This is a genomic window from Burkholderia sp. HAN2018, assembly GCF_024704855.1.
GTDB classification, from domain to species: domain Bacteria; phylum Pseudomonadota; class Gammaproteobacteria; order Burkholderiales; family Burkholderiaceae; genus Burkholderia; species Burkholderia cepacia.
Map to the genome: position 1 here is coordinate 1 of NZ_QOBB01000015.1, position 26,049 is coordinate 26,049.

At 64.3% G+C, this 26,049-nt stretch carries 24 protein-coding genes and 2 riboswitches; of the genes, 9 read left to right on the forward strand and 15 right to left on the reverse strand.

All coding sequences use genetic code 11. The features are described from left to right. The first annotated feature begins 102 nt into the window (after positions 1–102). On the forward strand, positions 103–1,593 hold the full coding sequence (locus tag DPV74_RS05585; RefSeq protein ID WP_119336725.1) for an ISNCY family transposase: 1,491 nt from the start codon (positions 103–105) through the stop codon (positions 1,591–1,593). A gap of 927 nt (positions 1,594–2,520) precedes the next feature. Beyond that, positions 2,521–3,963 (forward strand): sensor histidine kinase, encoded by a 1,443-nt coding sequence (locus DPV74_RS05590; RefSeq protein WP_119336726.1) that lies wholly within the window; start codon positions 2,521–2,523, stop codon positions 3,961–3,963. 13 nt (positions 3,964–3,976) lie between these two features. Here DPV74_RS05590 and DPV74_RS05595 read toward each other — a convergent pair whose 3' ends face one another. Next, positions 3,977–4,450: a thioesterase family protein gene (locus DPV74_RS05595; RefSeq protein ID WP_021158078.1), complete on the reverse strand. Its 474-nt coding sequence runs from the start codon at positions 4,448–4,450 to the stop codon at positions 3,977–3,979. 244 nt (positions 4,451–4,694) lie between these two features. Between DPV74_RS05595 and DPV74_RS05600 the strand changes: the two genes are divergently transcribed. After that, positions 4,695–5,633 (forward strand): response regulator, encoded by a 939-nt coding sequence (locus tag DPV74_RS05600; protein ID WP_060084679.1) that lies wholly within the window; start codon positions 4,695–4,697, stop codon positions 5,631–5,633. Positions 5,634–6,300: 667 nt separating this feature from the next. On the opposite strand, the gene DPV74_RS05605 is transcribed toward DPV74_RS05600, so the two are convergent. After that, positions 6,301–7,101 carry a Fic family protein gene (locus DPV74_RS05605; RefSeq protein ID WP_059699319.1) on the reverse strand — a complete coding sequence of 267 codons (801 nt, stop codon included), beginning with the start codon at positions 7,099–7,101 and terminating at the stop codon, positions 6,301–6,303. 55 nt (positions 7,102–7,156) lie between these two features. Beyond that, the gene (locus DPV74_RS05610) at positions 7,157–7,390 is read right to left on the reverse strand and encodes a hypothetical protein (RefSeq protein ID WP_027792680.1); all 234 of its coding nucleotides are present in this window, start codon (positions 7,388–7,390) and stop codon (positions 7,157–7,159) included. Positions 7,391–8,035: 645 nt separating this feature from the next. Between DPV74_RS05610 and DPV74_RS05615 the strand changes: the two genes are divergently transcribed. Continuing rightward, positions 8,036–8,350 (forward strand): hypothetical protein, encoded by a 315-nt coding sequence (locus DPV74_RS05615; protein WP_027792681.1) that lies wholly within the window; start codon positions 8,036–8,038, stop codon positions 8,348–8,350. A gap of 181 nt (positions 8,351–8,531) precedes the next feature. Here DPV74_RS05615 and DPV74_RS05620 read toward each other — a convergent pair whose 3' ends face one another. The 5 genes from DPV74_RS05620 to DPV74_RS05645 all read right to left on the reverse strand — a co-directional run bounded on the left by DPV74_RS05620 (position 8,532) and on the right by DPV74_RS05645 (position 11,316). Next, positions 8,532–8,717, reverse strand: a complete 186-nt coding sequence (locus DPV74_RS05620; protein WP_119336727.1) for a hypothetical protein — start codon at positions 8,715–8,717, stop codon at positions 8,532–8,534. A 515-nt stretch (positions 8,718–9,232) separates the two neighbouring features. Then, positions 9,233–9,475: a hypothetical protein gene (locus DPV74_RS05630; protein ID WP_059699325.1), complete on the reverse strand. Its 243-nt coding sequence runs from the start codon at positions 9,473–9,475 to the stop codon at positions 9,233–9,235. Positions 9,476–9,542: 67 nt separating this feature from the next. After that, positions 9,543–10,106 (reverse strand): Hsp20/alpha crystallin family protein, encoded by a 564-nt coding sequence (locus tag DPV74_RS05635; RefSeq protein WP_060084675.1) that lies wholly within the window; start codon positions 10,104–10,106, stop codon positions 9,543–9,545. 346 nt (positions 10,107–10,452) lie between these two features. Beyond that, positions 10,453–10,860, reverse strand: a complete 408-nt coding sequence (locus tag DPV74_RS05640) for an Hsp20/alpha crystallin family protein (RefSeq protein WP_119336728.1) — start codon at positions 10,858–10,860, stop codon at positions 10,453–10,455. Positions 10,861–10,875: 15 nt separating this feature from the next. Next, complete coding sequence (locus DPV74_RS05645) at positions 10,876–11,316, reverse strand: Hsp20/alpha crystallin family protein (protein ID WP_060196843.1); 441 nt, start codon at positions 11,314–11,316, stop codon at positions 10,876–10,878. A 249-nt stretch (positions 11,317–11,565) separates the two neighbouring features. On the opposite strand from DPV74_RS05645, the gene DPV74_RS05650 reads away from it, so the two are divergent. Then, positions 11,566–11,949 (forward strand): hypothetical protein, encoded by a 384-nt coding sequence (locus DPV74_RS05650; protein ID WP_060084694.1) that lies wholly within the window; start codon positions 11,566–11,568, stop codon positions 11,947–11,949. Between the two features lie 272 nt (positions 11,950–12,221). On the opposite strand, the gene DPV74_RS05655 is transcribed toward DPV74_RS05650, so the two are convergent. The 7 genes from DPV74_RS05655 to DPV74_RS05685 all read right to left on the reverse strand — a co-directional run bounded on the left by DPV74_RS05655 (position 12,222) and on the right by DPV74_RS05685 (position 21,547). Next, on the reverse strand, positions 12,222–12,539 hold the full coding sequence (locus DPV74_RS05655; RefSeq protein WP_205571891.1) for a hypothetical protein: 318 nt from the start codon (positions 12,537–12,539) through the stop codon (positions 12,222–12,224). 124 nt (positions 12,540–12,663) lie between these two features. Continuing rightward, positions 12,664–13,578, reverse strand: a complete 915-nt coding sequence (locus tag DPV74_RS05660; RefSeq protein WP_021158111.1) for an ABC transporter ATP-binding protein — start codon at positions 13,576–13,578, stop codon at positions 12,664–12,666. 45 nt (positions 13,579–13,623) lie between these two features. Continuing rightward, positions 13,624–14,598 carry an ABC transporter permease gene (locus DPV74_RS05665; RefSeq protein WP_027792689.1) on the reverse strand — a complete coding sequence of 325 codons (975 nt, stop codon included), beginning with the start codon at positions 14,596–14,598 and terminating at the stop codon, positions 13,624–13,626. Positions 14,599–14,662: 64 nt separating this feature from the next. Next, positions 14,663–16,522, reverse strand: coding sequence for an allophanate hydrolase (gene atzF / locus DPV74_RS05670; protein WP_119336729.1), 1,860 nt, complete (start codon positions 16,520–16,522; stop codon positions 14,663–14,665). After that, on the reverse strand, positions 16,519–20,127 hold the full coding sequence (gene uca / locus DPV74_RS05675) for an urea carboxylase (protein WP_119336730.1): 3,609 nt from the start codon (positions 20,125–20,127) through the stop codon (positions 16,519–16,521). Before uca ends, atzF begins: the two co-directional genes overlap by 4 nt. Then, a complete protein-coding gene (locus tag DPV74_RS05680) occupies positions 20,124–20,780 on the reverse strand; it encodes an urea amidolyase associated protein UAAP2 (protein ID WP_059699337.1) in 657 nt (218 codons plus the stop codon). Before DPV74_RS05680 ends, uca begins: the two co-directional genes overlap by 4 nt. Positions 20,781–20,791: 11 nt before the next feature. Next, positions 20,792–21,547 carry an urea amidolyase associated protein UAAP1 gene (locus DPV74_RS05685; RefSeq protein WP_060084668.1) on the reverse strand — a complete coding sequence of 252 codons (756 nt, stop codon included), beginning with the start codon at positions 21,545–21,547 and terminating at the stop codon, positions 20,792–20,794. 57 nt (positions 21,548–21,604) lie between these two features. Next, a riboswitch (guanidine-I (ykkC/yxkD leader) is annotated at positions 21,605–21,738 on the reverse strand. A 202-nt stretch (positions 21,739–21,940) separates the two neighbouring features. Here DPV74_RS05685 and DPV74_RS05690 point away from each other — a divergent pair. The 4 genes from DPV74_RS05690 to DPV74_RS05705 all read left to right on the forward strand — a co-directional run bounded on the left by DPV74_RS05690 (position 21,941) and on the right by DPV74_RS05705 (position 26,039). After that, complete coding sequence (locus DPV74_RS05690) at positions 21,941–22,102, forward strand: hypothetical protein (protein WP_205571892.1); 162 nt, start codon at positions 21,941–21,943, stop codon at positions 22,100–22,102. Between the two features lie 70 nt (positions 22,103–22,172). After that, positions 22,173–22,294, forward strand: a riboswitch (guanidine-I (ykkC/yxkD leader). A 138-nt stretch (positions 22,295–22,432) separates the two neighbouring features. Further along, positions 22,433–23,455, forward strand: a complete 1,023-nt coding sequence (locus DPV74_RS05695) for an ABC transporter substrate-binding protein (protein ID WP_119336731.1) — start codon at positions 22,433–22,435, stop codon at positions 23,453–23,455. 118 nt (positions 23,456–23,573) lie between these two features. Then, positions 23,574–23,750, forward strand: a complete 177-nt coding sequence (locus tag DPV74_RS05700) for a hypothetical protein (protein ID WP_162922960.1) — start codon at positions 23,574–23,576, stop codon at positions 23,748–23,750. 144 nt (positions 23,751–23,894) lie between these two features. Next, positions 23,895–26,039: a tryptophan 2-monooxygenase oxidoreductase gene (locus DPV74_RS05705; protein ID WP_119336732.1), complete on the forward strand. Its 2,145-nt coding sequence runs from the start codon at positions 23,895–23,897 to the stop codon at positions 26,037–26,039. Positions 26,040–26,049: the final 10 nt, after the last annotated feature.

Consider the following 26,049-nt stretch of genomic DNA (forward strand, 5'->3'; position numbering starts at 1 on the left):
GTAGTAGCTAGATGGAAATGTCCGCTTTTGGCTACATGGAAATGTCCGCTTTCGTGCCGCGTAAGCTGTCCGGCCGCCGGGTGTCCGGCGCCGGAGGCTGCGATGGCTGCAACGGAGTGGATCACGATGACGATGCGCGAGCTGGACCGATTCAAGGTCATTCAGGACGTGGCGGATGGCAAGCTCAAGCCGTGGCGTGCAGCGGAACGGCTGGAACTGACGACCCGGCAGATTCGCCGGCTGGTCGCCCGACTTCGGGAACATGGCGCGGCGGGTTTGGTATCGGGACACCGAGCGAAGCCCGGCAACCGTCGGCTGGACCCAGGAGCCGCCGATCGTGCGCTGGCGATCATCCGAGATCGCTACGCCGATTTCGGGCCGACACTGGCCTGCGAGAAGCTCTGGGAGTGTCACGGCATTCGGCTGGCCAAGGAAACGGTCAGGAAGCTGATGACGGAGGCTGGCTTGTGGATTCCACGCCGGCAACGACCGCCGAAGGTCTATCAGCCGCGTGCGCGCCGGGCGTGCCTGGGCGAACTGATCCAGATCGACGGCAGCGATCATCGATGGTTCGAGAACCGGGCGCCGGCCTGCGCGCTGCTGGTGTATGTGGACGACGCGACGAGCCGGTTGATGATGCTGCACTTCACGCAGACGGAGTCGACGTTCAGCTACTTCGAGGCGACGCGCGCGTACATCGAACGGCACGGCAAACCTGGGGCGTTCTACAGCGACAAGGCCAGCGTGTTCCGCAACGTGAAGCCAGGCAAGACCGGTAACCGTGTGACACCGTTCGGCCGCGCGATGTACGAGCTGAACATCGACACGTTCTGCGCGAACAGCAGCTCGGCCAAGGGGCGCGTCGAGCGAGCGCACCTGACGTTGCAGGATCGACTGGTCAAGGAGTTGAGATTGCGCGGGATCAACACGGTGGTCGACGCCAACGCTTACGCGCCCTCCTTCATGGCCGCCTACAACGCGCGCTTCGCGAAGCCGCCGAAGAGCGAGTTCAATGCGCACCGGCCGCTGCGGGCCGACGAGAGTCTGGATCTGGTGCTGACGTGGCGCGAGCCGCGGAAAGTAACGAAGTCGCTGACGGTGCAGTACGACCGGGTGATGTACTTACTGGACGACACACTGGAGAACCGGAAGCTGATCGACCGGCAGATCGAGGTGTGGGAGTACCCGGATGGGCGGATCGAGATTCGTGCTGATGGTCGAGCGTTGCCCTACAAGGAATATGACCGCCTGGCTGAAATCGATCAAGGTGCCGTCGTTGAGCACAAGCGTTTGAGCCATGTGCTGCAGGTCGCGCAAGCGCTTCAGGCGCAACGCGATAACAGCCGAATCGGTAAAGCCCCGTCCCGAACACATCGAGGCGACGCGACCCGGACCAATCGAAACGAGGCTGAACCGGGCAAGAAGAAGCAACGCAAGATCACGCAGGCTGACGTCGAGCATGTGATCGTGGATCTGGCGCAACGTCGGCAAACCGCAAAGCCGCCAAACAAACCTGGCCGTCGGTCTGCAAAAACGGAGGAAACGAACGCAAGCGCCCTGCCCGTTCAGGCGCCGGCCTTCGACACTGCGTAACGGTTAAAGCGAGGAAAGAGACGCAGCAAAACCGACCTTAAAACCGGACATCTCTAAATAGCTGGAAGGTGGACATCTGAATCCGGGTATGACAGATTTTGTAGCGGCTAGATTGAAATATCCGCTTTTCGACCCATCGTAAGCTGATCGGCCGCTGGGAATCCAGCGCCGGAGGCTGCGATGGCTGGAACGGATCACGATGACGATGCGCGAGTTGGACAGGTTTAAGGTCATCCAGGACGTCGCGGACCGCAAAAAAGTCATGCTGATTCCATGATGGCCGTGCCGCAGCCATGGGCATCGAATTTGATTCGATAATCCGTGCGATTTTCGAGCATCGAGAAATATTCGCGAAACTCGGTGTTAATGCGTAGCCCGCGGTGTTTACCGCAAGCATGCATCTGCTATCCGGGTGACGTCATTTTTCCATGACAGGGAACGCGGGTTCCCGGAAAGATGTAACGGTTCGGTCGATTATTCTGGATTTCGTGTTCGATCGGCGCGATTGCTTCTAAAAATAGCTTGAAAATCGACGACGGCTCATCCGCTGATCGGGCAGTTGGCTGCGGCAAATTGTTGCATTGTTCGAATTCCCGCTTCACCCGATCGGCCGCAGCGTTTGTTACTGCGCGGTTCCCGGCATTTGTCACGGCGATAGTTCGCGCGATCGCAATAACGAATGCAATCGTGAATGCATGGTTCGCATGCGGCAAAGTTTTAGCCCATGGCCAGTTCCTGATCACGACGGCGATCGATTATCCTATTCAGGATCCGCCACGCGCACGATCCGCAATCGAGATGCGCGAAACCCTCGTGGACAAACCCGCCCGCGCTCGCTCGCCTGCCGCTGCATGCTACTCTCGCAACCGGCACCGGCCAGGACAGTACAGTGGTGCGCGACCAGTGAACATTGTGGATTCACGCATCATGTACTCGATCTTGCCCGCGTTCGTCTCTGCGCTGTTTCTCGGGTTCGGCCTCTACGTGCTGGCCACCAAGGGCCTCACGCGGGTATCCGTCCCGTTCGCCTTGATGTGCGCGGCGACCTTCGTCTGGCAGGGAACGTGGGCCTTCCTGTTCCAGACGACCGACGCGGACGTCGCCAACTTGCTGGTCAAGGCAGGTTATCTGTTCATCCTTTTCCTGCCGACGACCTTCTATCATTTCGTGACGGAGATCGTGTCGCGTCGGGACGAGCGGCCGTTCATGTTCGCCTCCTACGGCCTTTGCGTGCTGCTGGCCGTACTGCTGGTCACGGGCAATGGGGTCGTCGATGGATTCCGCCTGCATTTCTTCGGCCCGTATCCCAAGGCGGGCCCACTGCATCCGCTGCACGTCGTGCAGACCGTCCTCCTGGTCGGCCGCAGCGGCTGGCTCCTGATCGAGGTACGGCGACAGACGCGCGCGCGGGATGTCCGGCAACTGCTCACGCAATGTCTCGTCAGCCTGGGCCTCTACTCGCTCGCGGCCACCGACTACGCGGTGAACTACGGCGTCGAGTTCTATCCGGTGGGGGTATTGTTCATTGCGATGAGTCTCGGGATTCTCGCGACGTCGATCGTCCGCTATGGCCTGATGGGCCCCTATCTCCTGGCCGCGACGGTCGCGCACGAAGTGGCCACGCCGCTGGCGGCGATCGGCCTGCATGCGGACGAGCTGCGCAACGTCCTGCCGGCGCTGCTGCGCGGGTATCGGCTGGCGGTGGAGCACCGGTTGTGCGCCGACAGCTTGTATCCGGGGCAGCTGGACCGGCTGCCGACGCTCGCATCGTCGATCCGGCGCCAGGTCGACACCACGAGCACCGTGGTCGAAATGTCCCTGGCGTCCTTTACGCTGGACCGCCTCGATCGCCACGGCTTCGCGGCCTATCCGATTCGGGCCTGTGTCGACGCCGCGGTGGATCGCTTTCCCTTCCGTCCGGGGGAGCGTGACCGCGTGTCGGTCGGCGCGATCGATCCGGACCTCCGGTTCTCCGGAACCGACTCGCTCGTGATCTTCGTCATCTTCAACCTGCTGAAAAACGCCCTGTATGCGATCGACGCAAGCGGCCGTGGGCAGATCGAGATCGACGCTCATCGCAGCAACGGTTACTGCGTGGTGCGTTTCAGCGACACGGGTCCGGGCATCGCTCCCGAGGTGCTCCCTCAAATCTTCGACGCCTTCTTCTCGACCAAGTCGCACGGGTGCGGCGCCGGCATGGGATTGAGCTTCTGTCGTCGTGCATGCGAAGCGCTCGGCGGCGCCATCGCGTGTGAATCCATCCCCGGCGTGCGGACGACGTTCACGATTCGGCTGCCGGAGCCCGGTTCGCCGGCGGACCAGGCGTTGCGCGATCCGCCGGCGCCCACCCGGCACTATCGCATCGGGTAAGGCAGTCTCACCTTCAGTTCGCGGCGGACGGCAGGATCAGTTCATACGCCTTGACGCGCTCGATGATGCCCGCCGGAAACCGGCTGATCCGCTTGTCGGGCCCGGCAAACACGATCTGCTGGTACCCCAGCGACACCTGTCGTCCGTCGACGTAGAAGCGAAACAGCAGATACGCCGAACACTGCCGGACCTCGAACGTATTGAGGAAGCAGTCGACCCGCTGGAACGGAAACGTCTCCTGGACGTATTCCTGATGCGCGCGCTTCGTCACGAACGACCCGCCGGCCGCCAGCAGGTTGTTGTGGATGCATTCGTGAAACCAGCGTTCACGGCACACGCCCTGCCATTCGAAGTAGCGTGCGAAATAGGTATTCATGAAGGCATTGGAATCCTTGAGGTAAATGTCGACCACGTGGTGGAAGGTTTTTTCGGACTGATGTGCCGTTTCGTTGGAAAGGACGTGAAGAATCGCGTCTTGCGTCAACATGGAAAACTCCTTGAATCGCTACTGGCGGTAGCGGCGCATTCCTTCAACGAGAAGGAATGGCCAGATTCTCGCCGTGCAATTCTGTTGAGCGCTTCGGTCAATACATGCCAAATTAGTGGTTGACAAATGGTTGATGTAAATCCCACTTTCGCCCGATAATTGGCGCGGTCATGCAACGCGGCCGTCATTTTTGGAAACGCGTCTCCGTTATCGAATCTTTTTCTGCTGATTTATCGACACTCGTATGCAAACCTTCGTCAGGCAGCCGGTGCTCTATCCCGTGTCCGTGGTGTTTGTCGACGACAATCCGGATTTCCTGCAGGCACTGCGGGGCGCATTTCCGGACGAACACCTGAACCGCTTTTTCACGCAACCCCGGGTGGCGCTCGACTTCGTGTCGTCGCGTGACGTGGAGATGCCGCCAACGGCCGCCGACTATTTCGGTGCGGAGAAAAAAGGCGGGAATGCGATCGGCGAGGATGCGCTCACCGATCCCGCCCGATTCGAGGCGGTGGGCGCGGTGGTCGTGGACTTTTCAATGCCGGAGGTCGACGGCATCCAGCTTCTTTCCTCCATCCGCAACGCAAACTGCATGAAAATCCTGCTCACCGGTGTTGCCGACGAGCGCGAGGCGGTGGACGCGTTCAACGCGGGACTGATCGATTGCTTTCTGAAGAAAACCGACGTCGAGATGCCACGCAAGCTGGCAACCGTGCTGGACAACGCGAAACGCAAGCACTGCGCGGCTCGCGGGCACATCAGCCTGCATGAAGCAGGGTCGACCTACCGGGATCCGAGGATCGTCAAACTGATCGACGAGGTGGCCGCGCGGGAAGGCATCGTCGAATACTACTGGCGCCCCAATCAGGACGCGGTGCTGATGTTCGACGCCGCGGGCGCGCCGAGTGTATTTCTCGCCTGGAACGAAGAGGATTGGTCATTTCACTGCGATATCGTGGCCGACGCGAACGGTCCGGCCGAATTGCGCCAAGGGATGGAGGCGCGCAGCATCATGCCGCTGTTCTGGCCATCGCAGGCCTATCGGCCCGGCCTCGCCGACGTCAAATGCGCGGCGCCCCTGCCCGTTCCGGGATGGGACGGCACGTTTTATAGCTGGACCCGTCTGGACGATACGGCCACCGAACGCGAGCTGCCCACGTTGGCGAAATGGCGTCACGCTTGAGGAATCATCTGCCTGTCTTCAATCAGGTGGTGCTGTCGTCGAGCCGGCAAGAATTCGATTTGAAGCAATCCCTGTCAATGTTGACAGTTATCGGCGGCACGGACTTTTGTTTCAATAGCGCCCTATTCCGAGGGCCACCCACTATTCCAATCAGGCGGCACATTCATTCAGGGCAGGTATCAGAAGTGCGGAAGGGCCATTCAGCAAGCGACTGATACCGCTGAGTATTGTTTCAGGTGCCGCGTGGTAAGCCTTGGCGGATCTGGTTCGATCTACGCCGATAAAACGCAGCAAAATCAAGGCTCCCTGCTATCCCCGCGCGACCTCGATGGGGCGGCAGCACGTTTCCGGCCGGCGCCCATCGCGGTCGATCGTGATCCCGTGACGCGCGTGTCGCCGCGCGGCGCTTGCACGGCGAGACCGGGTGAATTCTGCCCCAGACATTTCGATGTGCTCGATCTGCGCGTGCGTATTGCACGTGTCGTCGCCCGCGAGAACGTGATCCGCTCAGGACCTGCTGTATGAGGGCGATATCTGATCCAGAATGTCGTTGAACGCCCCTTCCGATACCGAGACGAAGGACTCGAAATGCAGATCGTCTGCGCGTCCAAACGCTCAATAACGGGTTCGTTCCTTATAAATTCTTCTGAAACCAGTTCATATTTGATTACGGCCGAAAACCCGGTGACGGCGGAGCCGTATCCGGTGCGGGTGTATGACGCAGCCCGAGCACGTCGAGATATGTGTCAAGCGAGCGTTGTGCAGATTCGGCAACCAGTCGCGTAATGTCGCCGTAATCGCCACTAACACATGCTTTGTCGAGCGCGTCGTAGTAGGCAAGCCGATCCTCTTTGCGGATGATCGCGGGCGGATAGCCCGCCTTCATCAACTCGAAGTTGAGCAGCAGCCGCCCCGTCCGCCCGTTGCCATCAATGAACGGATGGATCTTCACGAATCGCGTGTGCAGTTCCGCCGCCCGCTCGACCGGATGCCTGTCTCCGGCCGCCTCATACCAGTCGATCAGCGCGGCCATTTCAGCAGGCAGATGCATGAAATCCGGCGGGGTTGTACTCGCACCCGCGATCACCACGTTTTCGCGGCGATACCGGCCCGCTTCTTCAGCATCGATGCCCTTCAACACGAGACTGTGGATGTTGCGAATCTGCCATTCCGACAGTGCCTCCGCTTTCGCCACGATGTCCTCGACATAGACGATCGCGTCACGATGGTTTGTCGCCTCGAAGTGCTCGCGAAGGGATTTTCCGCCGACCGTGATGCCTTCGAGCACCACCTTGGTTTCTCGCAGCGTCAGCGTGTTGCCCTCGATCGCGTTCGAGTGATACGTCCACTCGAGCAACAACTTTTCGCGCAGCGAGGCAACGGTGTGCTGTGGCAGCGGACGCGCGGCGTCGAGTGTCGCCTTGTCGGCGTCGATCGTGTTCAGCAGCGCGGAAGTTTGATTCGGCATTTGCTTCTCAAGGCGAGGTTCACTATTCGTCAGTATATATCCCCAATGGGGACAATCAAGCGGGTTTCCGCATTTGCTGCCACTGCAGGATTTCCAGCACGTATGATCGGCCCATATCGGGCATGGTGCGCGAGTCTGGCGAGTCTGCCGGCAGAAGCCACTTGTCCAGCGTCCGCACGGCAATGCTCAAGCGCGCGGCAAACTCCGCTCGCGTCATACCCAGTCGATCCATCGCTACGCGCAGCAGTTCCTGCTGGGGAAGTGCTGCGAGATCTTCCTTCGTAGTCATGCGTCAATTCAACGGTCAAAGTCACTTCCGGACTTATATCCCCAACGGGGATGACAATCAAGCATCAGCGAAATATCCGTCGAGATCGGCCATCGCCTTGCGCATCGCCTTCTTCGAGATCTTGAGATATGGAGCGAAATGATCAAGATGGATGTGGCCGAGAAGTGACTGCACCGTTTCGATTGAGTGACGCTGTGCAATAAGGGCGATTCGCGAAGGTCCGGCATCTTGGGTGGCTTGAAATCCCTCGACCGAAACCAGCGGCGCGGTACAGTCCGGTTACATCGTGCTGAAGGCTGTCCACCGCGAGATGTTTGAACGTTTCGCCGTCGTCGTTGACGGGACGCTTCACGTTCAACTCGTGGCGTGTACGCTTGTGCGTCAAGATGAGCGGCACGGCAGGCATAGTCCCCGCCACTTGCTCCGGTCGGGCGTCGTTACTTTGCTGCGCTTCCAGCGCCATTCGATGTATCGGTTCATGGTCGCGACGGTTTTCGGGTGACTCAGGGAGACGCATTGGTGATCACACCTCGAAGGCCCACTTCCTTGCAGCGCCCAGCGCCCACCGCCATCGCACGACATGGCCGATTTTCGGTGGATCCTCGGGCAGCGTTAGAATAGCGCCCCTTCTCATGGGAGACGAAAATGTCCTGGTTCGTTTACGAAGTACCCGAATACCACGAAGACGCTGCGCGCATCGAGCCCTTCAGCGACCTGCGCAACCGTGTGTTGAAAGTCGGTGACCCGGCCATGGCTGAAGAACTGGAAAGCGTTCGCGAGAATGCCGCGGCGACCGCCGACACGCCCGAGCGCCCCCTGCGGACTCCGGAAAATCCGCACGTCTTTCCGATTCCTTACGCCGAATCCATGATCCTGGTCGGGTTCATCTTCGATCTGAAACGCGAATTCCGGCAACTGGTCGTGTCACCCGTGGAAATGCCCTGGCTGAAAGACGCGTAAGAGGCGGTCGGAACGGAAGCGCGACCTCGCGCTCGCGTGCGCGCTACCCGTTGACGTTTGGTCAGGCCCGGCACTCACTCGCGGAAGAAACCGGTGCCGGCGTCGGGCATCGACGCAGGAGCGAACGTCGGCGGCAACGCGAAGGCGCGACAGACGCAAGGTGCCTGCGATCGGCGGTTCTCTACAACAACGACAACTGAGCCGGCATGCTCGTGCGACCTGCCTGATCGCTTTCGTTTACCGCCAAGTCCTGCCGGTTCGTGGACTGAGCATCGCCGTCGTCCTGTCGATATTTCCGCGCCCAATCGACGCCAAGCACATCAGATGAGAACACAACGCCGGGCGCAATCTGAACAAGCTGGCTCATGTGCGGATTTTCCTAAGCAGTCTGAACGTCGAAGTGTGCGGCAGCATAGCGTGCACTGCAGTTCCACACTTCGACGCCGTCACGGGTAAAGGTAGCCCATCCGTCCTTGACGATCACCTCTGCACCGGGAAAGACGTCACCATATCCATTTGCCGTGGCCGCGAAAACCGTTCGCTCGCGACACGTCGCCCAGTATTTCCCGTTTTCCAGGGTTAGCGGCTTTGTGCTCAATCGTCGACTCGACTCATTGTTTGATCAAAAAACGATCGCGGCTCTTTGCTCCCGCAATCCATTGAGGCGCCCTGTCAGGGGCATGAGCAAGGTAAGCGCAATTCCCTATCATAAGCCGTGACGTCATGACATCTCTTGTTATCGGCCCGGTATTGACCCTACCCTTTCCCGTCGCTTGTATTCACGGTCGCTAACCGGCCGTAGCCATCGGAACCGGGAGCGAATCGCCCATCAATTCCGCAGGTGCCTGCTTCGCGCCCGGCCCTCGGCTTTCGACCGGCACGCTAGATCCGTCGGACATACCGCTCCGAAACGACCGAGCGTTGCTGGATCCATGCGACGGCAAGCTCCAGCGCTTCATCGCGTGCCTCCTGGGCGTTGGCGAAATCGCCATCGACGCCGAGCGTGCGTGTCTCGCCGGCCCGGTCGGTGACAATGGCCGCCGCCGCGTAGCGGCTGTTTCCGGTGACGGTTACCACCGGCCGGACCTCGCAGCCGTGATACTCCATGACGTTGTCCGTTTGCATATGACACCTCCTGCAGCGTGTTGCACCCGAAGCGGGCCCGGCGATGCGGGATCTTGGCGTGCTTGCCCTAGCCGATATCGATCGTGCGACTGGCGGACTGCACCGGTTCCGATTTCGGCACGGTCAACGTGAGTACACCGTTATCAAACTTTGCCAGGGTGTGGTCGGGATCAGCGTTTTCCGGCATCGGGATCGTGCGCATGAAGCTTCCATGGGCGCGCTCCAGCCGGTAGCAGCCGTTTTCCTCGCTGCGCACATCCTGCTTTTTCTCTCCACGCAGCACGATTGCTCCATCCTCGACGCTCAACTTCAGATCTTCGCGCTCCATTCCGGGCAGTTCGGCGGTCACGCGCAGCACCTGCCCCTCATCGACGACGTCGATGCGCGGCTGGAAGCGCGACGAGCTGAAGTCGCCAAACCAGCGTTCGAGCGCGCCACCGCCTGCAAACGGGTCGTGAAAGAACGCCTCCATTGCACGCCACGGGTCACGTGAGAACAATCGCGGGATGTCAGGCCACGAAGCCCGCCACTGTTCGCCTGTCGGCGTGCTTTCCGCGCCTTCCGCATCGGACTTGCGGGCAGTTCCGCGAAGAAACTTGAAGGGGTTCCACTTTTTCAAATCGGTATTCATGGCGTCCTCCGATTCAGCTTCAATCTGATTTCACCGCGTACTCGACCGCATCGCGCCGCGCTTCGGTCGCGCTTGTCCAGCGTTCGCTGAAACGCGGCGGATGCCGGTCGGCCTACACCTCATCGTTCCGTTCGATCCGGACGATAGCGATGTAGCCCTCCAGTGCGGACAGGCGGGTCACGATCCGTCGCACGGAAATGGCGCGGAGATCGATCGCGTGTCCTTTCCAGGACTCCTGCGTAACATCAGACACCCGCCCCCCTGCACCTGGTCCGCGCAGGCGGCAGCGCGATCGCTGCCGCCCTGGTTGCCGACCTGCCGTTGCCGACCTGCCGTTGCCGAATGATCAGCGGGTCCTGACTTCAACGCGCCGTGGGCGCGCCTCGTCGCGGCGCGGGATTGTCAGCTTCAGCACCCCGTCGTGAAGGCTCGCCTCTATCCGTGACGTATCGAAGTCCGGTGACAGCGTGAACGTCCGGGCGAAGTGCGGTTCGCGGACCTCGGCATGCTGCAGCCGCAGATTTGCCGGCGTCGGCACCGCCGCCTCGGCCTCGATCGAGAGGCTGTTGTCGTGAACCTTGACGTCCAGCTTGTCCCTCGTCACGCCGGGCAGATCCGCCCATAGCGTGACGACCTGGCTGTCCTCGTATATGTCGACGGCCGGTACGAGCGTGATCCGGCGCTTGGGCTGTTCCGTGTCGCGACGTGCCACGGTGGACGGGCCGCGTTCGGCCAGTTGGGTCGTGTCATTCATGATCGACTCCTCGGATTACTGGATAGTGATGGCGCGCGGCTTGGACGATTCGCGCCTGCCGACACTGATCGACAGACAGCCATTTTCGTAGCGCGCCTGGACCTTGTCGGGATCGGCGGTGTCGGGCAGCTCGATGACGCGCCTGAAGGCGCCGGCAAAGCGCTCCTGCGCATACGTACGCGTCTCGCTGCCAGTGCCGGGCTGTGTCGATTTGCGTTCGCCGCTGATGGTCAGCAAGCCCTTGTCGATCGATACGTCGAGTTCGGCGGCGTTGATGCCCGGGGCGAAGGCGACGATCTCGATCGACTCGTCGGTCGCACCGATATTGATCTGAGGAAACGCGCCAAGCCGGCCAGCGCGGATGCTGGACGGGAAGCCGCCGAGGAGTTGCGCCATCTGCTGCTGCAGGCGGTCGAACTCGCTGAAGAGGTCGGTTCCGAAGTAAAGATCGCTCATGATCGTATCCTCCTTGAATGCAGCCGGGAGGCGAACGGGCCTACGCGCTCCAGTTCGCCTGCCAGACTGTCGGCAAACAAATCGAAACACGCAGCGCGCGGGATCCAGAGGCCCGCGCATCTGCCTGAGCGAAACCTAAGATAGGCACTCCGCGAAAAATTTCAAGGTGCGTCGGCAGATTTTTGCACTTGAAATTCCGGTGCTGGAACCTATCATCGCAGCGGCTTGGAACTGCATGCGGAGGACGCCATGGAATTCGACACGGACTGGCTTACGCTGGGCAGGCATCGTATCCGGCTGCGCTCGACGAAGGGCTTTCCGACCGAGACGATGCGCACTGTGACCGAGGTCGTCAGGCTCGCGATCGACAACAACATGAGCGCGCGGGCGCGACTCGTCGAGGTTGTCTGCCGGCACGAACAGACCTACGACGTGCTGGTCGGCACGACGATGGCGGAGGACAAGGTTTGTGCGCCGCAACTTGAAGCCGCGGTTGCGGTTGTGCTGGGCCTGTTGCCCGACCAGATCAACATCACGGTCACCCCGGTCACGCAAAAGGAGGTCGATCTGCACTTTGGCGTGTACGAGCGGATGCTGTCGGAGAAGCTGAGTACGGCTGCGCCGCCCCGCTGACCGATCGGTCCAGCGCTCGGCCATGCGTCGACGGGGTCGTGACCGACATTCAGCTCGGCCAGGCTGGCACCACCGAGCACTTGCTGTTGTTGCCGTAGCTTAACCAGCGGGTCGCGGTGAAAGACGTGTATTACCTGGCCGGATTTCGGAACCCGGTTTGCACCGACGCCGGACTTCGCATTTCCGGTCGGCTACCCCGGCGGGAGCGCTTCCAGGGCGCATGCACTATCGTGCGCGGCGTCCATTTCATCCGCATCATCCCCCGATCCGGATCATGCGACCGATGAAACGCGAGTCGTCCGATGCACGGATGAATGGCGCCGCTGATCGGCCGGCGTCGCGTGTACGCCATGGCCCCTGAAATACGCCGGCGTGCCGACCACCGCCCTCTCCAGTGACGGCGTGATGGAGACGGCAATCATGTGCGGCGCGAGGCTCTCGCCGATCCGGATGCCGACATCGCATCCGTCCGCCACGATGTTGGCCAGGCTGTCGTCCATGACCAGTTCTAGGCCGAGCGCGAAAAAACGCGTGCCGCACTCCTTCAAATGCGGCTCGATCAGGGTCTTGGCCGCGACGCGGGCGGCCAAGACCAGACGCGCCAGACCTGTGCCGTCGGCTACGACTACCTACGTGGACGGAGCCCGAACACGTCGCCTCCGGCACGCGCCCGACCGCGCCCGTGCCGATCGCCCGGCCGTTCCCCGTCCCGGTCTACTCGACGTTGTCCGACACGTCCGTCATCCGGATCATGTGCGGTTTCACGCCGTCGTCGTCATCGGCAGGCACGGCCTCCTTCGGATGAATCAGCGCTTCGAGCCGCGCCTTCGTCGCGACGAAGGCCGGCGAATTGACCTGCGAATAATCGCGCGGCCGTGGCACCGGCACCTCGATCAACTCCTGCACCGCGCCCGGATTCGCCTTGAGGACGAGAATGCGATCCGCCAGGAAAATCGCCTCGTCGAGATCGTGCGTGATGAACAGGATCGTCACGTCGATATTGCGCCAGATGTCGAGCAGATGCGTCTGCATCCGCGCGCGCGTCTGCGCGTCGAGCGCACCGAACGGCTCGTCCATCAGCAGGATGCGCGGGCGGTTCGCCAGCGCACGGGCGATCGCCACGCGCTGCTTCATCCCGCCGGACAACTGGTGCGGATACACGTCGGCGAAACGCGTCAGCCCGACGAGATCGAGCCACTGCAGCGCTTCGCGTTCGGCCTCGCCGCTGCTGCTCCCGTTCATCCGGAGACCGAACATCACGTTCTTCTTCACGGTGAGCCACGGAAACAGCGTGTAGCCCTGGAACACCATCCCGCGATCGGCGCCCGGCCCCTGCACGGGCTTGCCGTCCAGCAGCACTTCGCCGCTTGTCTGCGCTTCGAGCCCCGCCAGGATGCGGATCAGCGTCGACTTGCCGCAACCGGACGGGCCGATCACGCACACGAATTCGCGGCGGTGTGTACGGAAGCTGATGTCGTCGAGCGCGACGCACTCGCCCTGCGGCGTCGCGAAGCGCTTGCCGACGTGGCGCACGTCGAGTATCACGTCGCGGGTTTTCAGTCGTGCGAAGCGCTCGCGCACCGCGTCGGACTGCATCAGGTACTCGGGAACGGCTTGCGGATTCTGCATGATGCCCTCTGCGGAAATCGGTTGACGGTTGCGAATCAAAGGGCATCACGCTTTCAGCGTGCGGTCCCACGGAAACAGCTTGCGGCCGAGCACCCCGAGCACGATGTCGGTCCCGAGGCCGATGACCCCGATCATCAGGATCGCCGCATACACGTTGTCGAAATGCTGGTAGCGCGCCTGCTGGCTGATGTACCACGTGATGCCCGAACTGGTGCCGACGAGTTCGGCAACGATCAGGTAAGTCCACGCCCAGCCGAGCAGGATCCGCTGGTCGCGATACAGGTCCGGCAGCACACCGGGAATCACGACGTGGGTGAGCAGCTTGAGCTTCTTCGTGCCGAGCGTCATCGCGGCCTCGAACAGCCCGTATTCGAGCTTGCGTGTCGTGTTCGCGATGATCAGCACCTGCTGGAACAGCGTCCCGATCACGATGATCGCGATCTTCGGTGCGTCGTAGATGCCCAGGATCGCGACCATCAGCGCGCCGAACGCCGGCGCGGGCAGGTAGCGGAAGAACTCCAGGAACGGCTCCTGAAGTCTCGCGAGCGCGCTGAAGGTGCCGCAGACGATGCCGAGCGGCACACCGATCGCGGACGAGATCACGAAGCCCCAGAAAATGATCCGGATGCTGTGCCACAGGCTCTCGTGCAGCCATACGCCGTCGCGGGATGCGGGCGGGGTCGTGAATGCGGTGTAGAACGCGCGCAACACCTGGTGCGGCGCGGGCAGGTAGACCGGATTCGCGCGCACGCCCTCCGGCACGGCCGCATGCATCTCCCGTGCATGCGCGAGCTCGTCGTCGAAGACGTCGCGATCGATCTGCATGCCGGTCTGGAAATAGTCGACGCTTCCCGGATTCGTGATGCGCATCTGCGGATGCCAGACGAACGGCACATAGCTGATCAGGCACCAGACGGCGAACGGCAGCAGGAAGGACGCCAGGCCGAGCGTCCATTTGCCGCGCGTCGTCAGTTCGCGGCGCACGGCCAGCCATCCGGTCGTGTTGCGGGTCATTGACATGGAAATCTCCGTATCGTTTCGGGTACCGGTCGCGCGGTGCCCGTGGCATCGCGCGACCGGACGTTCATTGCGAGGCGCTGCTCGCGGCGTGGGCGCGGTAAGCCCGCCAGCCGCCGAAGCGCGTGATGTCCGTGGCCTCGTCGAGCGCCGCGCTTTCGCACAGGAAGCCCTGCACGCGCGACCCGTCGGCGAGCGTCAGCGTGCCGATGCCGAGCGGCGCCGCAATGCCCGCGACGAAGCTGCCGTACGCGTCGACCGGCATCTCCCAGATCTCGACCGCGATCGGCGCACCGCCGTCCGGCACGCGCACGAGCCCCGGCTTGGCGACGCTGCCGCCGGATGCCGCGCCGGACAGCGCGTAGAGACGGTACGTGGCCGCCGTCGTCGTCGCCGCGACGAAACGCGCGCGTCGCTGCGTGAGCTGCCCGTTCAACGGCTCGCCTCGCAGATGCGCACCGACGACGGCCACGCGCACGACGCCGGTGGATTCCGTCGGCGCCGCATCCGCCGTTGCAGCGCCCCCGGGCTCACGGACAGCCTGATCGCCGTCGCCCCACGCCTGCGCGAGATCGAGCAGCCGCGCATCGTCGTGCGCGCGGCCGACGAACGTGATCCCGAACGGCAACCCCGCGTGCGCCCCGGTCTTGCAGACACCGGCAGGCACCGCGATCGCCGACAGGTCGAGCAGGTTGACGAAGTTCGTGTAGTAGCCGAAGCGCGAATTGATGCCGATCGGATCGGCTTCGAGCGCGTCCACGGTCGCGGTCGTGGCCGAGGTCGGCATCACGATCGCGTCGAGCCCGGCCCATGCGCGGCCCGCCTCGATGCCCAGCGTCGCGAGCCGGTCGAACGCGGCGAACGCGTCGGCCGCGCTGAAGCGCGACGCGCCGCCGACGATCGTGCGAATCACCGGATGGAGCGCATCGGGCTCCCGCGCGGCGAATGCGCCGAGTGCGGCAAGCCGCTCGGCAACCCACGGGCCCTCGTAGAGCAGCCGCGCGGCGGCCAGGAACGGGCTGAAATCGATCTCGACGATCCGCGCGCCCGTCGCCCGCAGGCGTTCGAGCGCCGCCTCCCAGGCCGCGCGATACGATTCGTCGCCGAAGAATTCGAGCTGATCGGCACGCGGTACGCCGAAACCCCACTGGCCGAGCGAACGCCCCCGGTCGACATCCGGCAGCGGCTGCCATGCGCGCCCGTAAGGATCGCCTTCGGTCACGCCCTGCGCGACGGCGAACACCGACCGTGCGTCGGCCGGCGAGTGCGCGAACACCGACACGCAATCGAGCGACCGGCAAGCCGGCACGACGCCGAGCGTACTCAGCACGCCGCGGGTCGGCTTGAGTCCGACGAGCCCGTGAAACGCTGCCGGCACGCGCCCGGAACCGGCCGTGTCGGTACCCAGCGAGAACGCCGCGACGCCGAGCGCGACCGCCACCGCCGACCCGGAACTCGATCCGCCCGACGCATAGCGCGGATCGAGCGCATTGCGGCACGCGCCGTACGGCGAGCGCTGCCCCGACAGCCCGGTCGCGAACTGGTCGAGATTGGTCTTGCCGACCGGAATCGCGCCGGCCGCGATCAATCGCTCGACGACGGGCGCGCTGCGATCCGGCGTGTACGCATAGGCCGGACAGGCCGCCGTCGTCGGAATGCCGGCGAGGTCGATGTTGTCCTTGATCGCGAACGGCACGCCGTAGAGCGGCAGCGACGCGATGTCGCGTCCGGCCAGCGCGTCGGCGTAGGTCGTCATCTCGGCGTGCGTCAGCGGCCGGATCCACGCATGATGCGGATCGCCCGCGTCGAAATGCGCGGCGATCGCGTCGACGAGCGCGTGCGGCGTCAGGGTGCCCGCCTCGTAGCACGCACGCAGCGCGGCGATCGAGCCCGGCCCGGGCAGCGGCGAACGTTGTGTCGTGCTCATGCCACCTCCTCGGCGGCGCCGGTCTTCTGCACCATCAGCCGCTGGCCGGCCACGACCGCCGCGCCCGGCGCGCAATCGATTGTCTCGATCGTGCCGTCTTCCATTGCCGTCACCGCCACCTCCATCTTCATCGATTCGACGATCGCGACGACCTGCCCTTCGGTCACGCGCTCGCCGGGTTCGACCAGCACCTTCCACACGCTGCCCGACACGTCCGCGGCAATCGCGCGCTGCGTATCGTCGAGCGCGGCCGTTTCCCGCGCCGCCTGCGCGTCGCCCTGCTCCGCTTCGCCGACGTACTCCGCGTGCCCGGCCGCCCGCCACCGCTCGCGCTCGGCTTCGAACGCGGTTTGCTGCGCGGCCTTGAACGTCGCGATCGACTCCGCCTCGTCGCGCAGGAAGCGGTTGTACGCGCCCAGGTCGAACACGGATTCCTCGATCTTCAGCGACGCGCGGCCCGCGATGAAATCCGCGCGCAGCGCAGCCAGCTCGGCCTCGCTGACTTCGTAGAAGCGGATCTCGTCGAAGAAGCGCAGCAGCCACGGCTTGCCGGCTTCGAACTCCCGCGTCGTGCGGTGACGGTTCCACATCTGGACGGTACGGCCGACGAACTGGTAACCGCCGGGCCCTTCCATGCCGTACACGCACAGATACGCGCCGCCGATGCCGACCGCGTTCTCGGGTGTCCAGGTACGCGCGGGGTTGTATTTGGTCGTCACGAGCCGGTGCCGCGGATCGATCGGCGTCGCGACCGGCGCACCGAGGTAGACATCGCCGAGCCCCATCACCAGATAACGCGCGTCGAACACGATGCGCTTCACGTCGTCGATGCTCGCCAGCCCGTTGATCCGCCGGATGAACTCGATATTGCTCGGACACCACGGCGCATCGGGCCGCACCGACTGCATGTAGCGCTCGATCGCGATGCGCGTCGACGGGTCGTCCCACGACAGCGGCAAGTGCACGATGCGGTTCGGCACGCGCATGTCGGCCACGTCGGAGAGTTCCCGCTCCGCAGTCTGCAGATGCGCGAGCAGTACATCGAGCGGCAGCACGCGTGCATCGAACTGCACCTGAAGCGAGCGGATGCCCGGCGTCAGGTCGAGCATGCCGGGCAACCGGTGCGCGTCGAGCCAGCACATGAGGGCGTGCACGCGAAAGCGCAGGTTCAGGTCGAGCACGAGCGGCCCGTATTCGACCAGCACGTTGCGATCGCCCGAGCGCCGGTAGACGACACCGATGCCGCCGCCCGCCGACGGGTCGCGATGCAGCACGCATTCGCCGGGCGCGGCGGAGGCAGCCGTGGCGACGTCGCGCGTCGGTTGCACGATCGCAGCAGCCGGCTTCCCGGCCGACGCGGCCGCGCGCACGAACTGCACCGTATCGCCCGGGCGCAACTGGCCGAGCTTCCACAGCTCGTCGCGCACGACCGTCACCGGGCACACGAAGCCGCCGAGGCTCGGACCGTCCGGGCCGAGGATCACCGGCATGTCGCCGGTGAAATCGACCGCGCCGATCGCATACGCGTTGTCGTGGATGTTCGACGGATGCAGGCCGGCCTCGCCGCCGTCCGCGCGTGCCCATTGCGGTTTCGGTCCGAGCAGCCGGACGCCGGTGCGGCTCGAGTTGTAGTGGACCGTCCACTGCGTGCCGTAGAGCATCGCGATGTCATCCGGCGTGAAGAAATCCGGCGCGCCGTGCGGCCCGTCCAGCACACCGAGCGTCCACGCATGCGTCAAGGCGGGAATGTCGTCTTCGGCCAGCGTCGCGCCGGCGTCGCCGCGCCCCGCGTCCGCGTGCAGATGCAGCACGTCGCCCTTGCGCAGCGCGCGCCCCGCGTGACCGCCGAACTGGCCGAGCGTGAAGGTGGCCTTGCTGCCGAGATAGTCGGGCACCTGCAGCCCGCCTTTCACGGCCAGGCACGCGCGCACGCCCGCGCCCGTCACGCCGCCGAGCTTCAGTACCGTGCCCGGTCGAGCGCGCAGCACCTGCCAGAACGGCGCGGGCTCGCCGTCGAGCGTTGCCGCGAGCGGCGCACCGCCGAGCACGAACAGCGTCGCGGTGTTGAAGCGCAGCGTCGCGCCGACCATCGTGAATTCCAGCCCGGCCGCGTCGCGTGCGTTGCCGAGCAGCGCGTTGGCCAGATCGAACGCGCGATCGTCCATCGGACCGGACGGCGGCACGCCGACGCTCCAGTAACCGACGCGCCCGGGCGCCTGCTGCACGGTGGTCTGCACGCCGCCGTCGAGCACGTCGATCGTGTGCGGCGCGAATGCGAAGCGCGACAGGAACGCCGTCGTCGGCGCGCCGCGCGCGAACGTATCCGAGCCGGCAATCGCGCGCAGGTAGTCGAGGTTGGTTTCGATCCCGTACAGCTCGGTCCGCGCCAGCGCGGCCTGCAGTGCCGCCAGCGCGTCGCGGCGCGTATCGCCGCGCACGATCAGCTTCGCGAGCAACGGATCGTAATGCGCGCTGACCTCGGTGCCCGCGTCGATCCAGCCGTCGACGCGCACGTCGTCCGGAAAGGCGACATGCGTGAGCACGCCGGCACTCGGCTGGAACTGCTTGTGCGGATCTTCCGCATAGAGCCGCACCTGGATGCTCGCGCCGCGCGGCGCGACGGCGAGCGTGTCGAGCGGCGGCAGGTCGCCTTCGGCCTGCAGGATCATCCATTCCACGAGATCGATGCCGGTGACCGCTTCGGTCACGCAATGTTCGACCTGCAACCGCGTGTTCACTTCCAGGAAATAGAACCGGCGCGCATTCGCGTCGAACACGAACTCGACCGTGCCGGCCGACGCGTAGCCGACCGCGCGGGCGAGCCGCACCGCGCTCGCGTGCAGCGTGTCGCGCTCGGCATCGGTCAGGTCCGGCGCGGGTGTCTCCTCGATCACCTTCTGGTTACGGCGCTGCACGGAGCAATCGCGTTCGCCGAGCGCGATCGCGCCGCCGCGGCCATCACCGAAGATCTGCACTTCGATATGCCGCGCGTGCTCGACGAATTTCTCGAGATACACACCCGCATGCGCGAAGTTCGCGTTGCCGAGCCGCACGACGGATTCGAAGGCCGCCTCGAGCTGCGCGGCGTCACGGCACAACGACATGCCGATCCCGCCACCGCCGGCCGTACTCTTCAGCATCACCGGATAGCCGATCGCACCGGCTTCGGCAAGCGCCGTCGCCACGTCGTCGAGCAGGCCCGTGCCAGGCAGCAGCGCGACACCCTGTGCGGCCGCGAGCGCGCGCGCGGTGTGCTTGAGGCCGAACGCGCGCATCTGGTCGCCGCGCGGCCCGATGAAGCGCACGCCGGCCGCTTCGCATGCATCGGCGAAACCGGCATGCTCGGACAGGAAGCCGTAGCCGGGATGCACGGCCTGCGCGCCCGTCTCGCGCGCGGCTGCGAGGATCGCCGCGACGTTCAGGTAGCTCTCCGCCGCCGGCGCGGGGCCGACCCGCACGGCTTCGTCGGCGAGCGTCACGTGCCGCGCGTCGCGGTCGGCGTCCGAGTAGATCGCGACCGACGCGATGCCGAGCCGCTTCAGCGTCCGGATCACGCGGCACGCGATTTCGCCGCGGTTCGCAACGAGGACTTTGGCGAATCTCATTCGGCCTCCCACACGGTGAGACGCACGGGCGTCGGGTTGTAGCCGTTGCACGGGTTGTTCAGCTGCGGGCAGTTCGAGATCAGCACGGTGATGTCCATCTCCGCGCGCATCTCGACGTACTTGCCGGGCGCGGAAATGCCGTCCTCGAACGTCAGCCCGCCGAGCGGCGTGACGGGTACGTTCATGAAGAAGTTGACGTTGCCGACGAGGTCGCGCTTGGTGAGCCGCGCGCCCGTGCCGCACGTGCAGTGCGCGATTGCATTGAGGAAGCTGTCGCGGCAGTTGTGCATGTGCCGCTTGTCGAGCGCATAGCGCACCGTGTTGCTCTCGGCCGCGCATGCGCCGCCGAGCGTGTCGTGACGCCCGCACGTATCGGCGACGATCGTCGCCATCGCGTTGCCCCGGCTCGACAGCAGCACGCTGCCGGCGCTCAGGTACAGGTTGCGCTGCGCGCGGATCGTGTCCTGTGCGCTGTAGCGCTCCTCGGGGTCGTCGGACCGGTAGAACAGCGTGTCGACGGCCTGGTTGCCCTCGAGGTCGAGGATGCGGAAGACCTGCCCGCGCTTCAGGTCGTGCAGCCAAGGTTCGCCCGCGTTCAGCGTGATGTCGTGGATCGCGTCGCGCGGGTCGAGGCGGCTTTCGATGATCGGCATGGTGCGGCTCCTTACGCGAACAGGCGGTCGGTGTTGGTGAAGCCGCGCATGTTCTCGGCGCACGCGCGCCGGCACGGATCGTCTTCGGGTGCGGCGGCGTCCGCCGGATACGCGCGGTACGCGATCAGCTTCACCGGCTTCGGCGCATAGTCCGCACGCGGATCGAGCGGATGCGGCGCGGTCGAGAATGCCGCGAGCGTGTTCATCTCGAAGCGCAGGTCGACGGCACTGCCGGCCGTCGAATGGCCGGGGACGAAATCGAGCGTGCCGTCGTCCCCCGTCTCGAGCTTGCTGAAGAAATTGACGTTCGCGGCGAGGTCGCGCGCCGACAGCCCGTACTTCGCGAGCTCGAGCACGAGGCTGTCGCGACCGTTGCGGATCATCGCGTTGCGATCGGCCTGGTACGTCGTCGTGCCGTACTTGTGTGCGAACAGGCGCGCGTCGCCGACGCCGCCGAGCGGGTCGTGCCAGCCGAGCGTGTCGGCCGTGATCGACGCGATCACGCGCCCCATGTCCGTGTACAGCGCATGGCCGCGCGTGAGATGCGCGGTGTGCTGCGCCTTCAGCGTATCGGCCATGTTGTAGCGTTCGAGCGGGTCTTCCTGGCGATGAAATACGGCGGACAGGTTCGCGCCGCCTTCGACATCGACGATGCGCAGCGCGAGGCCGCGGCGCAGGATGCCGGACCAGTGGGTGCCGGCGGGAATCAGCGTTTCCCACGCGACGTGCGGTAGTGGGGCGAGGACGGCTTGGGGGCTCGGCGACATGGCGGCTCCGTGGTCGGTTGGATAAAAGGCGTGAGAGGGCGACCGAACGACATCGCGACCTCCCGGGCTTTTATCCCTCCGTGGAGCCTCGCCGCTGCCTCGTATCGAGGCGAAGGCAAGACCGGATTGCTCTCGGACCAGGCATCGTGCGGCGCGAACGCCGCATGACCGGAACCCTAGCGATCCTGAAGATGATGCAAATTGCTTCGCACCTCTCGGGCAACGATCAAGCGAGTTGCGTGCCAGCCTCGACGAAACGGCTGCACAACGCGGTGCGGCGGCCCGCACGTGCGCCGCGTGCACGACATGGCGGCGGCCCCGTGCCCTCGCGGCGGGCGTGCCGCGCACCAGGCGAACGCGATCCCGCACCGGCGCAGTGCGTGTCGCATGCGCATGCACGGCACGATCCGCAATGGCATGGGCATTGCATCGATGGCGGCACCTTCACTCGACATCCAACCGCTCATGAACAAGCTCGACCTGCTCCGGCGTGCGCTGACAGCCCTCTTCTCCGCCCGCTTCATCGAACTGCAACGGGCCGCGCGCCGCCGCTGAGCCGCCCTCGTCGCACGTCGTTGGCACGGTTCTCGCTCGGCATGACGCCGAGAGGTGCGGCGGCGTCGCATCTTAGGGATGCTAGGGTTCCGGTTCATCGAACGTCTGGTCCGAGAGCAGCCCGGCACGGGTTCGTCCGATCGCGAGAGCGGACGCGCACGCGCTACACGGCGGGACAAAAGCCCGGGAGACTGGCGATGGCAACGGCCATCGCGCCTCTCCGTGGCCGCTTCGTTCGTTCCGCATCCGCAGGAACCGGCTACGCAGCCGGACCGTGCTCCTGCACGGTCCGTATCGACGATCCCGATCCCGGTCTCCTGGAGAAACACGATGACCCGTCCCGCCTCGGCACTCCGCCGCCTGCTGTCCTTCCGTTCCGCCCGTCGTGCATGGGGTGCCGCCGCCACGGCTGCGGCGCTGCTCGCGGCGCCCGCCGTTCACGCGGCGGCGCCGCTGAAGATCGGCTACAGCGACTGGCCCGGCTGGGTCGCGTTCCAGGTCGCGCTCGACAAGGGCTGGTTCAAGGAGGCCGGCGTCGACGTCGATTTCGAATGGTTCGATTACTCGGCGTCGCTCGACGCGTTTTCCGCGGGCAAGCTCGACGCGGTCGCGGCAACCAACGGCGATGCGCTCGTGACGGGCGCATCCGGCGCGAAGAACGTGATGATCCTGCTGACCGACTATTCCGCCGGTAACGACATGATCATCGCGAAGCCGCCGCTGCGCAGCGTCGAGGGGCTGAAGGGCAAGAAGGTCGGCGTCGAGCTCGGCCTCGTCGATCACCTGTTGCTCGAAACCGCGCTGCAAAAGCACGGATTGAAGGATGGCGACGTGACGCTGGTCAATGCGAAGACCAACGAACTGCCGCAGGTGCTCGGCTCGTCGACCGATGTCGCCGCCGTCGCCGCATGGCAGCCGAACGCGAACGAGGCGTTGAAGCGCGCGCCGGGCGCACGCGCGATCTTCACGTCGGCCGACGCGCCGGGGCTGATCTACGATGCGATCACGGTCGCGCCTGCGAGCCTCGCCGCGCGCCGGGCCGACTGGGCCAAGGTGATCAAGGTGTGGTACCGCTGCGTCGCGTACATCAACGACCCGAAGACGCAGGCAGATGCGGTCAGGATCATGTCCGCGCGCGTCGGGCTCACGCCGGAACAATACCTCCCGCTGCTGAAAGGCACGCACCTGCTCGACGAAGCGGCCGCGAAGCGTGCGTTCCGCAAGGGCGACGGTCTCGATTCGATCTATGGCTCGACGCGCAACGCGAATGCGTTCAACGTGCGCAACGGCGTGTACAAGCAGTCGCAGAATATCGATGCGTATATCGATCCGCGATTCGGGATGTCGAACTGACCGTTGCGTGCGGTCGGACCTTTGACGGCTCTGTCAGGCTGGCGAGGCGCCTCCCCGGTTCATCGAGCACGGGGAGGCGCATTTTCGAGGATGTCGAGGCAGGCGTCACCAGTCAGCGGTGCTTGCGCAGCTGATCGCACGCTTCACCGGTCGCGTGTTCTGCAATCCGAAGATTGGTCGGCGCTTCGATCGGGATCCCGTGACTTTTACCGCCACGAAATCCCCCCTTTCCCAAGCCCGCCTCTTTTCCATCATTTCGCTCATTCTCCTCGATCGTTTCTCAAACAAAAATTGATTGATTTGGCGAAACCGCATTCGCATACTGCGCAAGCTTCGTTCGCAATGCGTTGTCGTTGTCCTGAATCGGTCCCGACGCGCTGTGCCAGCGGCAAGCGGGATCGATATCGCGCGGTTTCCACTCTCTCGATGGAGAAACGTCATGGGCGTTACCGTCATTCCCCGGCTGCTCGGCCTGAAGGACGAGAAGAAGATTGCCACCACCGTTGGTGAAGCCCGGTTGAGCGGGATCAACTACCGGCATCCCGATTCAGCGCTGGTGTCCTATCCCGTCGCCGCCGCCGCGCCGTTGGGTACGCTGCCCGCCGGCAACTACAGGATCGCCATCGTCGGCGGCGGAGCAGGCGGCATTGCCGCACTCTACGAACTGGGCCGGCTCGCGGCGACACTGCCGGCAGGAAGCGGCATCGACGTGCAGATCTACGAAGCCGATCCCGATTCGTTTCTTCATGACCGGCCGGGAATCAAGGCGATCAAGGTACGCGGGCTCAAGGCCGGAAGAGTGTCGGCGGCGCTCGTTCACAACGGCGATCCCGCCGGCGGCGACACCATTTACGAAGTAGGCGCGATGCGCTTTCCGGAAATCGCCGGATTGACCTGGCATTATGCGTCCGCCGCATTCGGGGACGCGGCACCGATCAAGGTATTTCCGAATCCCGGCAAGGTGCCGACCGAATTCGTGTTCGGCAATCGGGTCGATCGTTATGTCGGGAGCGATCCGAAAGACTGGGAAGATCCGGATTCGCCGACGTTGAAGGTACTGGGTGTCGTCGCCGGCGGGCTGGCGGGCAACCCGCAAGGCGAGAATGTCGCGATGTATCCGATCGCCAATGTGGATCCGGCCAAGATCGCGGCGATCCTGAATGCGGCTACGCCGCCGGCCGATGCCCTCGAGCGGATTCAGACGAAGTACTGGCCCGAGTTCATCGCGCAATACGATGGCCTGACGCTCGGTGCGGCCGTCCGCGAAATCGTGACGGTTGCGTTCGAGAAGGGAACGCTGCCGCCGGTCGACGGTGTGCTCGACGTCGATGAATCGATCAGCTACTACGTCGAACTGTTCGGCCGCTTCGGCTTCGGCACCGGCGGCTTCAAGCCGCTGTACAACATCTCGCTGGTCGAGATGATGCGGCTGATCCTCTGGGACTATTCGAACGAATACACGCTGCCGGTCACGGAAAACGTCGAGTTCATCCGGAATCTGTTCCTCAAGGCCCAGGACGTCGGCGCCGGCAAGCTGGCCGTCCAGGTTCGTCAGGAACGCGTCGCGAACGCCTGTCATTCCGGCACCGCGTCGGCGCGCGCACAACTGCTGTCATACGACAGCCATAACGCCGTCCATTCCGAAGCCTACGATTTCGTGATCCTCGCCGTCCCGCACGATCAGTTGACACCGATCGTCAGCCGCAGCGGCTTCGAACATGCCGCCAGCCAGAATCTGGGGGACGCGGGCCTGGGCCTCGAAACGCATACGTACAACCAGGTCTATCCGCCGCTGCTGCTGAGCGATAGCAGCCCCGCTGCGAACGCCCGGATCGTCACGGCGATCGGCCAGCTTCACATGGCGCGCTCGTCGAAGGTGTTCGCCACCGTCAAGACCGCCGCGCTCGACCAGCCGTGGGTCCCGCAATGGCGCGGCGAACCGATCAAGGCCGTCGTCTCCGACAGCGGCCTCGCGGCGAGCTACGTGGTACCGAGCCCCATCGTCGAAGACGGCCAGGCGCCCGAGTATTCGAGCCTGCTCGCCAGCTACACGTGGGAGGACGATTCGACCCGGCTTCAGCACGATTTCGGGTTGTATCCGCAAAACCCGGCAACCGAGACCGGTACGGCGGACGGGATGTACCGGACGATGGTGAATCGCGCGTATCGGTACGTGAAGTATGCGGGCGCGTCGAACGCACAACCGTGGTGGTTCTATCGGCTGCTCGCGGAAGCACGCACGGCGGACCGCTTTGTCTTCGACTGGACGACCAACAAGACGGCCGGCGGCTTCAAGCTCGACATGACGGGCGACCATCACCAGAGCAACCTGTGCTTCCGGTATCACACGCATGCGCTCGCCGCGTCGCTCGACAACCGCTTCTTCATCGCCAGCGACAGCTACAGCCACCTCGGCGGCTGGCTCGAAGGCGCGTTCATGAGCGCACTGAATGCGGTGGCGGGCCTGATCGTGCGCGCCAATCGCGGCGACGTGAGCGCGCTGTCCACTGAGGCACGTCCGCTCGTGATCGGTTTGCGGCCCGTCGTGAAGGTCCCCGCAGCGGAGCTGGCCACCAGCCAGTAATTCGCGAACG

What these genes read in the sequence shown, in the direction of transcription:
- DPV74_RS05585 (WP_119336725.1), top strand. Translation starts at nt 103, where the DNA reads ATGGCTGCAACGGAGTGGATCACGATGACGATGCGCGAGCTGGACCGA.
- DPV74_RS05590 (WP_119336726.1), top strand. Translation starts at nt 2,521, where the DNA reads ATGTACTCGATCTTGCCCGCGTTCGTCTCTGCGCTGTTTCTCGGGTTC.
- DPV74_RS05595 (WP_021158078.1), bottom strand. Translation starts at nt 4,450, where the DNA reads ATGTTGACGCAAGACGCGATTCTTCACGTCCTTTCCAACGAAACGGCA.
- DPV74_RS05600 (WP_060084679.1), top strand. Translation starts at nt 4,695, where the DNA reads ATGCAAACCTTCGTCAGGCAGCCGGTGCTCTATCCCGTGTCCGTGGTG.
- DPV74_RS05605 (WP_059699319.1), bottom strand. Translation starts at nt 7,101, where the DNA reads ATGCCGAATCAAACTTCCGCGCTGCTGAACACGATCGACGCCGACAAG.
- DPV74_RS05610 (WP_027792680.1), bottom strand. Translation starts at nt 7,390, where the DNA reads ATGACTACGAAGGAAGATCTCGCAGCACTTCCCCAGCAGGAACTGCTG.
- DPV74_RS05615 (WP_027792681.1), top strand. Translation starts at nt 8,036, where the DNA reads ATGTCCTGGTTCGTTTACGAAGTACCCGAATACCACGAAGACGCTGCG.
- DPV74_RS05620 (WP_119336727.1), bottom strand. Translation starts at nt 8,717, where the DNA reads ATGAGCCAGCTTGTTCAGATTGCGCCCGGCGTTGTGTTCTCATCTGAT.
- DPV74_RS05630 (WP_059699325.1), bottom strand. Translation starts at nt 9,475, where the DNA reads ATGCAAACGGACAACGTCATGGAGTATCACGGCTGCGAGGTCCGGCCG.
- DPV74_RS05635 (WP_060084675.1), bottom strand. Translation starts at nt 10,106, where the DNA reads ATGAATACCGATTTGAAAAAGTGGAACCCCTTCAAGTTTCTTCGCGGA.
- DPV74_RS05640 (WP_119336728.1), bottom strand. Translation starts at nt 10,860, where the DNA reads ATGAATGACACGACCCAACTGGCCGAACGCGGCCCGTCCACCGTGGCA.
- DPV74_RS05645 (WP_060196843.1), bottom strand. Translation starts at nt 11,316, where the DNA reads ATGAGCGATCTTTACTTCGGAACCGACCTCTTCAGCGAGTTCGACCGC.
- DPV74_RS05650 (WP_060084694.1), top strand. Translation starts at nt 11,566, where the DNA reads ATGGAATTCGACACGGACTGGCTTACGCTGGGCAGGCATCGTATCCGG.
- DPV74_RS05660 (WP_021158111.1), bottom strand. Translation starts at nt 13,578, where the DNA reads ATGCAGAATCCGCAAGCCGTTCCCGAGTACCTGATGCAGTCCGACGCG.
- DPV74_RS05665 (WP_027792689.1), bottom strand. Translation starts at nt 14,598, where the DNA reads ATGTCAATGACCCGCAACACGACCGGATGGCTGGCCGTGCGCCGCGAA.
- atzF (WP_119336729.1), bottom strand. Translation starts at nt 16,522, where the DNA reads ATGAGCACGACACAACGTTCGCCGCTGCCCGGGCCGGGCTCGATCGCC.
- uca (WP_119336730.1), bottom strand. Translation starts at nt 20,127, where the DNA reads ATGAGATTCGCCAAAGTCCTCGTTGCGAACCGCGGCGAAATCGCGTGC.
- DPV74_RS05680 (WP_059699337.1), bottom strand. Translation starts at nt 20,780, where the DNA reads ATGCCGATCATCGAAAGCCGCCTCGACCCGCGCGACGCGATCCACGAC.
- DPV74_RS05685 (WP_060084668.1), bottom strand. Translation starts at nt 21,547, where the DNA reads ATGTCGCCGAGCCCCCAAGCCGTCCTCGCCCCACTACCGCACGTCGCG.
- DPV74_RS05690 (WP_205571892.1), top strand. Translation starts at nt 21,941, where the DNA reads ATGCACGGCACGATCCGCAATGGCATGGGCATTGCATCGATGGCGGCA.
- DPV74_RS05695 (WP_119336731.1), top strand. Translation starts at nt 22,433, where the DNA reads ATGACCCGTCCCGCCTCGGCACTCCGCCGCCTGCTGTCCTTCCGTTCC.
- DPV74_RS05705 (WP_119336732.1), top strand. Translation starts at nt 23,895, where the DNA reads ATGGGCGTTACCGTCATTCCCCGGCTGCTCGGCCTGAAGGACGAGAAG.